The sequence below is a fragment of the Sphingobacterium thalpophilum genome, from assembly GCF_038396785.1.
Classification (GTDB): domain Bacteria; phylum Bacteroidota; class Bacteroidia; order Sphingobacteriales; family Sphingobacteriaceae; genus Sphingobacterium; species Sphingobacterium thalpophilum_A.
Genome location: NZ_CP151087.1, coordinates 841,145 through 853,949, shown reverse-complemented (window position 1 = coordinate 853,949; position 12,805 = coordinate 841,145). Strand labels below are relative to the sequence as shown.

At 38.2% G+C, this 12,805-nt stretch carries 10 protein-coding genes and 2 pseudogenes; 5 read left to right on the top strand and 7 right to left on the bottom strand.

The annotated features are described in order from the left end of the window. The first annotated feature begins 87 nt into the window (after positions 1–87). Together AACH28_RS03975 and AACH28_RS03970 are read left to right on the top strand one after the other, a co-directional pair. Positions 88–1,776, top strand: a complete 1,689-nt coding sequence (locus AACH28_RS03975) for a GMC oxidoreductase (protein WP_182331902.1) — start codon at positions 88–90, stop codon at positions 1,774–1,776. A gap of 20 nt (positions 1,777–1,796) precedes the next feature. Beyond that, positions 1,797–2,365, top strand: a pseudogene (locus AACH28_RS03970) (gluconate 2-dehydrogenase subunit 3 family protein). 29 nt (positions 2,366–2,394) lie between these two features. Here AACH28_RS03970 and AACH28_RS03960 read toward each other — a convergent pair. The 4 genes from AACH28_RS03960 to AACH28_RS03945 form a co-directional block, all read right to left on the bottom strand. Further along, positions 2,395–2,934 carry a hypothetical protein gene (locus tag AACH28_RS03960; protein WP_153844651.1) on the bottom strand — a complete coding sequence of 180 codons (540 nt, stop codon included), beginning with the start codon at positions 2,932–2,934 and terminating at the stop codon, positions 2,395–2,397. A gap of 142 nt (positions 2,935–3,076) precedes the next feature. Further along, positions 3,077–3,787, bottom strand: a complete 711-nt coding sequence (locus AACH28_RS03955) for a LytTR family DNA-binding domain-containing protein (RefSeq protein WP_202883763.1) — start codon at positions 3,785–3,787, stop codon at positions 3,077–3,079. After that, positions 3,780–4,955, bottom strand: a complete 1,176-nt coding sequence (locus AACH28_RS03950; protein ID WP_182331904.1) for a sensor histidine kinase — start codon at positions 4,953–4,955, stop codon at positions 3,780–3,782. The genes AACH28_RS03955 and AACH28_RS03950 overlap by 8 nt, the downstream gene beginning before the upstream one ends. Before the next feature lie 63 nt (positions 4,956–5,018). After that, complete coding sequence (locus tag AACH28_RS03945) at positions 5,019–7,421, bottom strand: outer membrane beta-barrel protein (protein WP_341832301.1); 2,403 nt, start codon at positions 7,419–7,421, stop codon at positions 5,019–5,021. A 247-nt stretch (positions 7,422–7,668) separates the two neighbouring features. Between AACH28_RS03945 and AACH28_RS03940 the strand changes: the two genes are divergently transcribed. Next, the gene (locus AACH28_RS03940) at positions 7,669–8,691 is read left to right on the top strand and encodes a bestrophin family protein (RefSeq protein WP_153844648.1); all 1,023 of its coding nucleotides are present in this window, start codon (positions 7,669–7,671) and stop codon (positions 8,689–8,691) included. A gap of 6 nt (positions 8,692–8,697) precedes the next feature. Here AACH28_RS03940 and AACH28_RS03935 read toward each other — a convergent pair whose 3' ends face one another. Beyond that, the gene (locus AACH28_RS03935; protein ID WP_153844647.1) at positions 8,698–9,156 is read right to left on the bottom strand and encodes an Lrp/AsnC family transcriptional regulator; all 459 of its coding nucleotides are present in this window, start codon (positions 9,154–9,156) and stop codon (positions 8,698–8,700) included. A gap of 144 nt (positions 9,157–9,300) precedes the next feature. Between AACH28_RS03935 and AACH28_RS03930 the strand changes: the two genes are divergently transcribed. Continuing rightward, the gene (locus tag AACH28_RS03930) at positions 9,301–10,506 is read left to right on the top strand and encodes an aminotransferase class I/II-fold pyridoxal phosphate-dependent enzyme (RefSeq protein WP_159726519.1); all 1,206 of its coding nucleotides are present in this window, start codon (positions 9,301–9,303) and stop codon (positions 10,504–10,506) included. A gap of 208 nt (positions 10,507–10,714) precedes the next feature. Next, on the top strand, positions 10,715–11,899 hold the full coding sequence (locus AACH28_RS03925) for a metallophosphoesterase (RefSeq protein ID WP_341832300.1): 1,185 nt from the start codon (positions 10,715–10,717) through the stop codon (positions 11,897–11,899). Between the two features lie 35 nt (positions 11,900–11,934). On the opposite strand, the gene AACH28_RS03920 is transcribed toward AACH28_RS03925, so the two are convergent. Continuing rightward, positions 11,935–12,339 (bottom strand): NUDIX domain-containing protein, encoded by a 405-nt coding sequence (locus AACH28_RS03920; protein ID WP_159726523.1) that lies wholly within the window; start codon positions 12,337–12,339, stop codon positions 11,935–11,937. 98 nt (positions 12,340–12,437) lie between these two features. Beyond that, positions 12,438–12,788, bottom strand: a pseudogene (locus tag AACH28_RS03915) (ankyrin repeat domain-containing protein); the annotation flags it as partial. Between the last annotated feature and the right edge of the window lie 17 nt (positions 12,789–12,805).

Here is a 12,805-nt window from a genome sequence, read left to right as displayed (position 1 = left end):
GGTAAAACTGTCAGGCATCTTTGTGGCGCTTGATTTGAGAGGGAAATTTCCCTTCGAGTAATAACCAAATAAACCAATTATAAATAAATGGCAAATAATGTTTATGATGCAATTGTCATCGGGTCTGGGATCACAGGTGGCTGGGCAGCCAAGGAACTAACGGAGCGTGGACTTAAAACCATCATGTTAGAAAGAGGACGCAATATTGAGCATATCAAAGATTACCCATCACCAAACAAAGATCCTTGGGATTTTCCGCATCGGGGTCGGGTGCCCTTGGATCGTGCCCAGCACTACTTACCTTTTGGAATTAAAAATCAATGGATGAACGAAGGGAACATCGACTTTTGGACTAATGAGACAGAAAGTCCATATAAGGAAATAAAACCCTTTAATTGGTTCCGGGGCTATCACGTTGGTGGGCGCTCGCTTATGTGGGGGCGGCAAAGCTATCGGTGGTCGGATGTTGATTTTGAAGCAAATAGCAAAGACGGGCATGGGGTTGACTGGCCCGTACGTTATAAAGATATAGCACCTTGGTATAGTCACGTTGAAAAATTTGCGGGTATTTCGGGTAATAGAGACGGTATAGCGGTGCTGCCCGATGGCGAATTTATGCCACCAATGGACATGAATATTGTGGAGAAAGATCTTGCTGCGCGATTGAAATCGCATTATCAGGGAAAACGACACTTTATAATTGGCCGGGTAGCCAACATAACAGTGCCCCACCATGGCCGTGTTAATTGCCAATACCAGAACAAATGTTGGCTGGGTTGCAATTTCGGCGCTTATTTTAGCACACAGTCTGCAACATTGCCTGCAGCAGTGAAGACAGGGAAACTTACCCTACGACCATTTTCCATTGTAAAAAGCATTATTTACGATCGGGATACACAGAAAGCTAAAGGAGTAGAAATTGTTGATGCGGAGACGAATCAAACCTACGAGTATTTTGCTAAAATTGTCTTTGTATGTGCTTCGACTTTAAATTCCACCTGGGTGTTAATGAATTCAGCTACCGATGTATGGGAAGGTGGTCTTGGGAGCAGCAGTGGTGAATTGGGACATAATCTGATGGATCACATGTTAAATAGTGGGGCTGGGGGAAGAGTTGAAGGATTTGAGGATAAATATATTTTTGGACGACGCGCCAATGGATTATATGTACCCCGATTTGCTAATATTGCTGGCGATACCAAGAAGAGAGATTACATACGTGGTTTTGGCTATCAAGGCGGAGCTTCAAGGGGACAATGGTCAGGTAAGGTCGATAATAAGAGCGTAGGCGGGGCTTGGAAAGATGCTATCGCCGAGCCCGGAAGCTGGGGAGTAGGTTTTACTTCATTTGGCGAAATACTTCCATATCACGAAAATAAAGTCCTATTGGATTCATCTGTAAAAGATAAGTGGGGCCTTCCTGTACTGGCTATAGATGCAGAGATTAAGGATAATGAGCGGAAAATACGGGTTGATGCAAGCCATGAAATGAAGGAAATGTTGGAATCTATCGGTGTCAAAGACGTAACAACCTACGACAACGGGTTTAGTATGGGACAGGGAATTCATGAAATGGGAACAGCACGGATGGGCAATGATCCGAAAACCTCGGTATTAAACAAATTTAATCAAGTATGGGATGCTAAAAATGTTTTTGTGACAGACGGGGCCTTTATGACTTCTTCTTCCTGTGTGAATCCATCGCTTACCTATATGGCATTTACAGCAAGAGCAGTAGATTTTGCTGTAAATGAGTTAAAAAAAGGGAATCTTTAATATTTTATGGTGCAATAGTTATGAATAGACGAGAAGCAATACAACGTGTAGCCATACTCATGGGAGGAACAGTTATTGGTGCTTCGTTATTTTTGGAAGGATGCCAAAGGTCTGCTTCGAAAGATATAGAAATGCTCTTTGATCCAAAATCAATCGATTTTTTGGGAGATCTCGCGGAGGCGATTCTTCCTAAAACTACTACCCCAGGGGCGAAAGAAGCTGGTGTAGGTTCTGAAATTCCCGTTATAGTGCGAGACTGCTATAAACTTGAAGAACAGCAGGTTTTTCTGACTGGAACAGCCGGAATTGACGAACGTGCCAAGAAAGAATTCGGACGTAATTTTCAGCAACTCGACAAAAAAGACCAAACTGCTTTTGTTGATATTTTGGACAAGGAAGCACAAGATTACGATGAAAAGAAAGCAGCTAATGAACTGCCCCATTTTTCACACTCTTTAAACAGCTTACACTCCTTACATTCTTTAGCTCAAAATTAGGCGCCACGGAAGTGTTCCGTTATGTGAAAATCCCAGGGAAATATAACGGCGATTTCCCTTATCAAAAGGGTGATCATGCTTGGGCAACCTAGCTAATAAATTTTATATTGACCCCTTGTCTTTAATTGGCAGCGGGGTCAATTAAAGAGGTTGTCAAGCCTATGAACTTTAAAAGATTTTTGCTATCGAAAAGTAAAGTGGTAAAATGTGTTCCTGTTTTCATCGTCAGTCTGGTACCACCCGGAAAAGAGCTTCCAGCATCAAGTTTTTCCTTTTTAACATTGTGTCGGCTGAATTTTGAGAGCGCCTCCTTGACTGTTGTTTTATTGATCGCAAGATCAAAAGGCAACCCTTCGACAACCAGAAACTTGTCATCAGGGATATCAAAAAATAGTTCATTGACGGATTTATCAGCCCCATAATTGCTATAGAGTTCCAAGCCGGATTTTGTGATCCATTTTGCATACTTTTCTTCGTTGGCATCTTCATAGAAGACTGTTTTTACATTTAATGTAGCCGCTATTTTATCTATTGTCTGCGGAAATACAAATTCACTGTTTTTATTTAACAATGATTTTAACTCCGCTTTGTTCTGCGCGAAAGTCGTTGCAGCAAAAAGGAAAAGACCTATATTTAATGTAAATGCTTTTATCTTCATCATATCCTCGTTCTATGTTTGGCAGTTGTTTATGTCCGTTAGATTAAAATTAATCAAACGAATAAAAATATACAATAGTGCTTTATACTTGTTTTGATAGCGGGATCAACTAAAGTTTTCAGCATGCGTATCGTCTATAATCGATCTAATTTAATCCTAAAAGCGCATATAAGAGATCTTTTTTATTGCTCGCAATGGGGATAGTTTTTCCATTTGAAAGCTGGACTATATTTCCATTTAGCGATTGTATGCTATCTGTATTGACAATGAATGCTCTATGAATTCGAAAGAAACTGGTGTTATGTAAAATTTCTTCCATCGCCTTAAGGGTAGATAGGGTTTGATGTGCACTGGTATGCATGACAATATTCAAATAGTTTCCCTGAGCTTCAATGTATAGAATATCAGTAAGCACAATCTTTATAAATTTATTTTCACTTTTTATAAAAATTCGTTCTGTTTTTATTGGTTTGGTATTTAGATTGTTAAGGGGGGATATTTGTTCTTTTACTCTATTTGCAGCTTTCAAAAAGCGTTCAAATCGAATGGGTTTAATGAGGTAATCTACGGCACCTTTTTCAAATCCGTCAATGGCGAAATGTCGATGGGCAGTTATAAAAATAAAGTAAGGTTTTTGGGCCAGCGTTTCCAACAGATCTAAACCAGTTAAGCGGGGCATCTCAATATCGCTAAATACAATATCGATCGGATTTTCCTGCAGAAAAGCCATTGCCTCCAGTGGCTTACTGAAGGTCTTTTTTAATTCCAAAAAAGGTACTTGTTCGACGAAATCCGTAATAAGTTCAATGCCTAAAGGTTCATCATCGATGATGATGCAACTATATTTTTCAATCATGTTGTAATGCGATATTCAATGCAACGCTAAATTCATTGGAGCTATCTATGATGTGAAGGTCGCTTTGGTTTGGGTAAATTAATTGTAAACGCTTTTGTAAATTTTTAATACCGATACCCGTAAAGCTAGGCGTTTTCACGGTATTGAATACATCTTTGTCATTTTTTATTTTAAAGGTGACCTGATCTTTGCTGATGTGAATAGTAAGTATGACATAGGATGCTTCCTCGTTTTTCAGCCCATATTTAAATGCATTTTCGATAAGGGTGAAGGTCAATAACGGAGCAATCGTTAAAGCGTGAGCATGCGCTCGCCCCTCTATATTTAGTTCAATCTGATATGATTTTGGGTAACGCATTTTTTCCAATGAAAAGTAATTCTCTATAAAATCCAGCTCTTTAGCTAAGGAGACGTATTCTGCATCCGAATCGTATAGTGTATACCCCATAATTTCGGATAAATTTAATACGACCTCAGGCGCTGTGTCGTCTTTTTTTAGCGTCAAACGATAGAGGTTGTTAAGCGTGTTGAATAAAAAATGTGGATTGAGCTGTGCTTTTAAAAATGCCTTCTCTACGCTAATATTTTCCAATAATAATTTTGACTTCTGCTCTAGGATTCGCATTCGGTCTTTATTTATTCTTCTGATGTCGATTAATATTTTGGTAAAGAAAAAAGGTGACAATGAATAGATAACCGACAATGCATTTAATAGCACTGCTTTAAAGCTGAATACGGACCACAGGTTGGGAATGAAGTCCTTTTCCTTGCCCATTAATGGATACAAATTGGAAATATCAAAACCATATTTGTAAGCTAGCACATAAAACAAATTATTGATAAATAACCAAATAAAAATACATACTGGCGCAGTTAAGAGAGGTAATATCCATAAATTTAAGTTCCTCGCGTAAGGGATAACCAAGTAGAAAAATAGATAAAAGACAACAAGAGAAGACAATAAAACACGCGTTGACAAAAATATTGACTGGTTTGAGGATATTCCAGTTACATAATAGTAGTTGCTGAACAGGAGCAGGGTAAATGTAAACCACATTCCAAAATGAAGTAGGATACGTACATTCGTTGTATAAAAAGTATCGAAATCCTGCTTCCTGAAAAATGTATCTGCTTTAGTGATGTATTGATTAAGTCGAGATTGTTTCATAAATCCTTAGATAGTTCAGTTTTGCGGCTCATTGAGCCGCAAAGATAAAAAATAGTGGTACATTTATAATCTTCCTTTCTCCTCCATACTGCTTGATTCCATTCGTTTTGCTTTAAAGGTAGTGCCGGTTCTGAAGTTATATAGTAAAGAAATGGAGCATACACGCGATTGCTCCCTGTGCATTATCCAGATTTTAGTATTGTTAAAATAACTTGTCGCGCGATAATTATTGGTAAAAAAGATGTCGCTAATATTTGCCTTGGCAACCAATTGATCTTTGATTAGTTTTTTCTGGATCCCTAGATCAACGGAGCAGATGGCTTTAGTTACAATATTTCCAAGTAACATTTGGGGGGTGTAAAAAGCATTCAGATTTATACTATATCCTTTGCCAAAGGAAATTTCTTGTTCTGTCTGTAATAAAAAAGAAGCTTTCTTTAAATTAAAATAGGGGGAAGTTGAACGTGTATGAGTGAATAAAATCGTGTTCGTACTTGACCAGCAGGGTAGTAACGAAACGGGAGCGCTCAAGGTGGCTGTCCATACTCCTTGAGTTCCAACGTTGTCTTTAATAACTGTTAATAGTTCTTCTTCTGCCTGATTGCGTATAATTTGTGAGATCGCATTTCTGGTATGGGAATAGTTCAAAGCAGTATAATATTTTTCCTTCCACAATCCACTAATTTCGAGGGAATTTGTAAACTGCGGCTTCAGAAAGGGATTTCCCGTCTGTACGGAATAATTATCTATATAATATTTATAGGGATTTAAATCAAAATATGAGGGCCGTTTAATTCTTCTATTGTAGGTAAGTGATACATAATTGCTTCCCTGCGAGTTTAAATTCTTCTTAAAAAAAATACTTGGGAACAAATTGAAATAGTCCTGTGCGAGTTTGTCCCTTTGCTCGCTTAAAAGTTGTCCTTGAATATTGGATTTCTCGCCTCTTAATCCCAATTGATAATCTATTTGGGCCCATTTTCCCGTATAATTTGCATAGGTAGCATAAATTCGTTCTTCATAATCGAACTGGAAATCAAGGGCAGGCATTGGCATCCAGGCCTGATGAAAGACCTGGTATTGATTGGTATTCATGATATTTGTTGCGGTCGATTTTACACCAATTGATAAATTGTTTCCAGATTTAGTTATCCAATTATACTTTGCGTCGCCAGTAAAAATTTTTGCTTCGCTGGGATAATCCAATCTGAACAAAGTATCACTGCGTATGTTACCATTAGCATCGAAATCGGCACTATTGCTGATACTATTTCCGTTTCGTTGATTGTGTGTGTAATCGATAACAACGCTGAATTTCGAATGTAAACTGTCTGTTTCCACGACATAATTTAAACCTAGATTCTGGTAGTTGGATTTTGATTCGGACGGAAAGCTACCTTGCGAGTGGATGTTTTTTGCCGCATCGGGGTAGAAAATTGTCGAATGAGCCGTGGATGGTCCAAGGAAACTGCTGTATTGACCGGTGTAGGATAGTCCGAGAAATTGTTTTCCAGTGAAATCATAGGTCGCACCAAGCCGTATACGGTCGTTTTTGTTGGTCTGAGTATTTTCCGTTTCTTGCTGATATAATCCCTGATTTGGAAAATCTCGTCGTTGTTTTAGTTCCTCGTATGACTTTGCACGGCTATGGGAATAACTTGCCATTAAACCAACTTTACCCATTCGATAATTCAAACCTGCATAAGGAGTGTACGTACCATATTTTCCAAGCCCAATTGCATAGTCATTGCCAATATAACCATTGAGGCCCTGTTTATCTTGCTTTTTTAGCACTATATTGATGATACCACCACTGCCTTCTGCGTCGAACTCTGCAGAGGGATGTGCGATAATTTCAATGGATTGGATATCGTTGGAACGCAAGGTTTGAAGGTAGTTCCTGAGATCATTTCCCGCGAGGTTAATACTTTTGCCATCGACAAGAATACGTGTTCCTACAACCCCATTAATGGAGATTTGACCATTGTTAACGAATACCCCGGGAGCCATTTTAAATAATTCCAAAGCCGATTTTCCAGAAGCATTGGCGGTTTGTGCTACATTCATAATGAGGCGGTCAATTTTTCGCTGTATTGTTGGTTTGCGCTTATTTACTGTTACTTCATCTAATTTGAGGTTGGATAGTAGTGATTTTGGGATAATGAATGTTAGAGGGACTTTAAGGTCGTTAATTTCAATTTTTTGCTGCGTTCTGAGTACATTTTCCACACGAATTGAAACGAGGTAAGTCTCTTTTTCGGTAAGCGTTAACTGAAAATTTCCATGTTCATCTGTTATTTTTTCAATGAGAGAATCTTTCTTTACATGTAATGCGCGAAAGGATAATGAAGCATAGGGGATCGACGCGCCATATTGATCCGAGACTTTACCAACAATGGCGGTTTGGGCGAACAGGAAGTTGTTAAGGAGAAAGGTGATAAGACTGAAAGTAATTAATTTGATCATAAATTTTGAATAATTATTCAAAACTAGTTTCGCTGGTGGCTTATTTCAATTTTTTTGGATATAAGGGAACCTTTTAGGGATGGAACCAGTAAATTTAGGGATAAGCCATATAAAGCGACGAGGTTTATTGTTATAAAAATGAGCGGGATAAAATATCATCGTGCCGAAAACAATTTAGCGTATTGGACAGTTACAATTTAAATTGTACTTTCATAACGTTTTTAATAAAGGAAGATATTTAATTTTTATGATCACAACCAAGTATTTTAATCATCGACAAATATTTAATTTAGCGGGTGCACATTTAATATGGCTGACGCTTTGGTGCTCTCTGGTGGCGGTCATCTATTATTTTTTTAATTGGCAGTGGATGATAATTCCCTGGGTACCATTGGCTTTGATCGGAACCGCTGAGGCTTTTTATGTCGGGTTTAAGAATAATCAGGCCTATGATAGACTTTGGGAAGCCCGGAAAATCTGGGGTGGGATTGTCAATTCAAGTCGTTCTTTCACGGCAATGTTATATGCCTTTGATACCCAGGATGGTGATCATACCGATTTGGAGGAGCGGAGGAAAAGGATTGCCTATCGCCATATCGCTTGGCTATACACTTTTCGTGAGCAGTTGTTGATCCCGACAGAATGGGAGCACATCAGTTTGAAAAAACACTTTGGTTCAATGAATGTTAAACGGAACAGGCTGATAAAGGCTGGCTTTCCTGATTACAGTAGAACATCGATTTTTTTACGCAAATACCTTTCTACAGATGAGTTTAAGCTGCAGAGCACATATAAAAATTTTGCAACTTATTTGATTTCTAAACAAGCAAAGGAAGTTAATGCATTGAAAAATGATCAAATCATTTCGGATTTTAACCAAACGCAACTGCAGAATTGCCTGAATCAATTTTACGACTATCAAGGTCAGGCAGAAAGAATCAAAAAATTTCCTTCACCGAGACAGTTTGCCAGTACAGCATTTGTCTTTAATGTCATTCTCATCATTCTGCTCCCATTGGGCCTAGTAAATGAATTTGCGAAATTGGGCGACTGGGGGATATGGACGAGTATTCCTTTTTGTGTGGTAATTGGATGGATTTATATTGTGATGGAATTGGTCGGCGATTATACCGAAAATCCTTTTGGAGGACTCATGTTTGATGTGCCTATGCTTTCGATTTGTCGGACCATAGAAATTGATGTGTTGCAAATGGTGGGAGATGAGGATCTTCCGGAGGCAATTGCATCGAAAAATGGTGTTTTGGTTTAAATTTTCTTACAGATCTATTGCTATTGTATTTTTCACCTCAGCGATCATAAATGAGCTATGGGTGCTTGCGATATGCTGTAGGCTCGTTAACTTCGTTAACATAAAACTGCGATAGTCTGCCATATCCTGGACACAAATCTTTAGGATATAGTCGTAGTCGCCACTCACGTGGAAACACTCGGTTACCTCCTGAAGGTTCATGACCTCTTTTTCAAATTGTAAGATATACTCCTTTTTGTGCTGTGTTAATTTTACGTGGCATAATACGAGGAAATCTTTTGCTATTTTCTTTTTATCAAGTATGGCGACATAGCCTGCGATAATTCCAGTATTTTCGAGTTTACGGACTCTTTCATAGACCGCTGTTACGGACAAGCTCAGTTTGTAGGAGAGTTCTTTGGTCGTTTGTTTGGCATCTTCCTGTAGAAAACGCAATAGCTTACGGTCAATCTCGTCGAAGTGCATAGATTTTTTTTTGGTTTTTACTAGCTCGTTTTAAATCAGTTAGATATTTTAACTAATTATTGTTTGTATAATAGATTTATATTCTAAGATAAGTAAAATTACTTGTAATATAATTTGAAATATCTCAATTTTAAAGATAAAAACATGGAAAATTTTAACGCAGCAAATGAAATTCAAGATTTGCAATACTTTGGTGAGTTTGGAGGAGTGAACCCGTCTATTTCAGATAGCTCCACCTATACTTTTCTTTCCGCTAAAAAGATGTTCGACACATTTGAAGGGAATGCGGAAGGCTGTTATCTCTATTCAAGGCATTCGTCGCCGATGAATTTGTATTTGGCACAAGCCTTAGCTAAAATGGAGGATACCGCTGCGGCCAATGTAACATCTTCTGGGATGGGAGCGATTACAACAGTTCTTTTACAACTATGTAAAAGTGGTGACCATATCATTTCCAGTAGGACAATCTACGGTGGAACTTATGCCTTTCTTAAGAATTTTCTCCCGCCTTTCCAGATTGAGACGACATTTTTGGATATTAATGATGCCGAAGAACTCGAAAGATCGATAAGACCTAATACAAAAGTGCTGTATTGTGAAAGTGTGAGCAACCCTTTATTGCATGTGGCAGATTTAAGAAAACTTTCGGCCATCTGTAAAAAATACAAGCTAAAACTGATTGTCGACAATACGTTTTCTCCATTGTCCATCTCGCCAACACTTTTGGGAGCAGACATTGTCATTCATAGTTTAACGAAATTTATCAATGGCAGCAGTGACACTGTCGGTGGGGTTTATTGTGGAAGTCAGGAGTTTATTAATGAAACAAAAAATGTGAACACAGGGGCCTGTATGTTATTGGGGCCAACGATGGACAGTTTACGTTCGGCGAGTATATTGAAAAATTTAAGAACACTTCATATACGGATGAAACAGCATAGCTATAATGCGATGTATCTTGCCGAGCGGTTTGAGAAAGATGGACTAAAGGTATCTTATCCGGGCTTGCAGTCGCATCGAGATCATGAATTAATGAAAAACATGATGCATGAGAGCTATGGTTTTGGGGGCTTAATGACAGTTGATGTGGAAACAACCGAAAAAGCCAATGAATTAATGGAACTGATGCAGGCTGAAAATTTAGGGTATTTAGCCGTCAGCCTAGGATTCTATAAGACGCTATTCTCCTGTTCAGGTAGTTCTACGTCGTCAGAAATTCCTGAAGAAGATCGTTTAAAGATGGGCATTTCCGATGGATTGATCAGGTTTTCCATTGGCCTAGATCAAGACATTGAGCGTACTTATCAAAAAATGAGAGCATGCATGCAAAAGACTGGAATTTTGGAGTAATAAGCAGCATTTCGGTTGGATCATTTATGGGATAATCAGACATCTTGACATGTTTTGGAGGAAACTATGCGAGGTTTTCTGATTGATTGGAGTGCAAAAAGTTTCAATTGTCACATGTACATCACTATTTACGATGATAGGGGCTTTAACAGTTGAAAAATCTCTTTTGGCATATCATTAGCAATTTAAAATCAATATTTTAGTTAATATGGCAAAGAGACTTTTACTGATATTATTCTTATTTGTTTTGGGTGATATCTATTTTTTTCAGGCGTTCAGCACGGTTATTCATGGTTCAATTTGGCACAACATGTATTGGGGCATCGATATCCTATTGTTTTTTGGTGTTTTTAGTTTAATTTTTTTACGGAGAGCGGGGTATGATGTCCAGGAGACAGCAACAAGTTTGATCACGGCATTTTTAATTGTTTTCATACCAAAATTGCTTGCTGTTCCCTTTTTATTTGTTGAAGATCTGATGCGTATTTTTCGTTATTTTCCTCCACGTAGTATATTTTTGAGTGAGATTGTATTGTTTTTGGCGGGGGCCATATTATTGGTTATTTTTTTCGGTTTAACGAAAGGTCGTTATTTCTATAAAGTGCGGGAGGAAGTATTGAGTTTTCCTGATCTACCTATGGCATTTGACGGTTTTAAAATTACGCAGCTATCGGATATTCACTCTGGTAGTTTATCTGATATCAAAAGGGTACGTAAAGGTATCGAATTAGCCAATGCACAAAACAGTGATCTGGTATTGTTTACGGGTGATCTAGTCAATAATAAGGCTTCCGAAATGGAACCCTGGGTTTTGGACTTCAATCGATTAGAAGCTCCTTCGGGCAAGTTTTCAGTCCTTGGAAATCACGATTATGGAGATTATGTACAATGGGAAAGTGTTGAATCAAAAGCCTTAAATTTGAATAGGCTTAAGGAAATTCATCATGAAATGGGATTTAAATTGCTGCTAAATGAATCGATAGCGATAGAAAAGCAAGGTGAGCATATTTCGTTAATTGGTGTTGAAAATTGGGGAAAAGGAGGGTTCCATCAATATGGTGATCTCGCTAAAGCAACCCTTGGATTGGACGCGGATACCTTCAAAATTTTGATGTCTCATGATCCTTCACATTGGGATCATGTTACTTTGGACTATAACCAACATGTCCATCTGACGCTGGCGGGACATACGCATGGTATGCAGTTTGGGATAGAATTATTTGGGTTAAAATGGAGTCCAATTCAATATTTTTATAAACAGTGGGCTGGACTCTATCAAAAACAAGGAAAATATCTTTATGTCAACCGTGGTTTTGGTTTTCACGGCCTAAAAGGTCGGATAGGTGTTTGGCCTGAAATTACGGTTATTACATTACGGAAAAGCGTTGTCTGATATTTTGGTATGAGAAACAACGCTCATCTGTTCTATCAATCGATAAGGTTCATTTCCTTTAATCGGTGAAAGATAATCTGATCTACGGCAGAAGTCCTATGTTTGTCCTTATAGGTTAACCATTCAAATGTCTCGATTTCATTCGCTGGATGCAATACTCCTTCGAAATCAGAAAAGTAGCAGATCATTCTTACGAGCGTACCTTGATTTCGTCCATCGGCGATTGCTTCAAAGGTGCCCAAAAGGCGCATTGATTCTTCGACGATGTGCACAGAAAGCTCCTCCAGTATTTCTCTTTTTAAACAGGTAATATCGGATTCATTATTCTCTCGCTTACCACCAGGAAAGTAAAATTTTGTTTTAGTCTTGGAACGTGCGCTCAGGATTTTCCTATCTTTAATGCTAATTAAAGCAACTTTGTCTATTATATTATGCTGCATATTGCAAAACTAGCCATTGAGAATGAAAAATCAGATAGCATAGTGAAATACTGCTTGAAATTTTATTCAAATTTGAGTATTTAATGGAAGATGAACCTTTATATTTCTGATGTTAGTATCTTAACAATTTCATTGAAGTCTCTTTGTTTTGCGTGTTGCAAAGGGCTTGTGCCATTGAAGTCCGGAATATCCAATTTTGCCCCAGCATCTTTTAGAATCTGAATAATTTCCTGATATTTTTTGCTTCCGTCACCGAGTACAATTGCTTCCATCAAAGCAGTCCATCCTAAACGATTGACATGGTCCAAAGGGAAATTTTTGGTATTGGCCAATAATCTTACCGTTTCTACATATCCACGTTCACAAGCCGGGATTAAAGCTGTGCCATTATATCGATTAAATAAATCAAAGCGAGCGCCGTGATCTAAGAAAAGTTTGACGAGTTCAACTTGCCCACTTGCTCCTG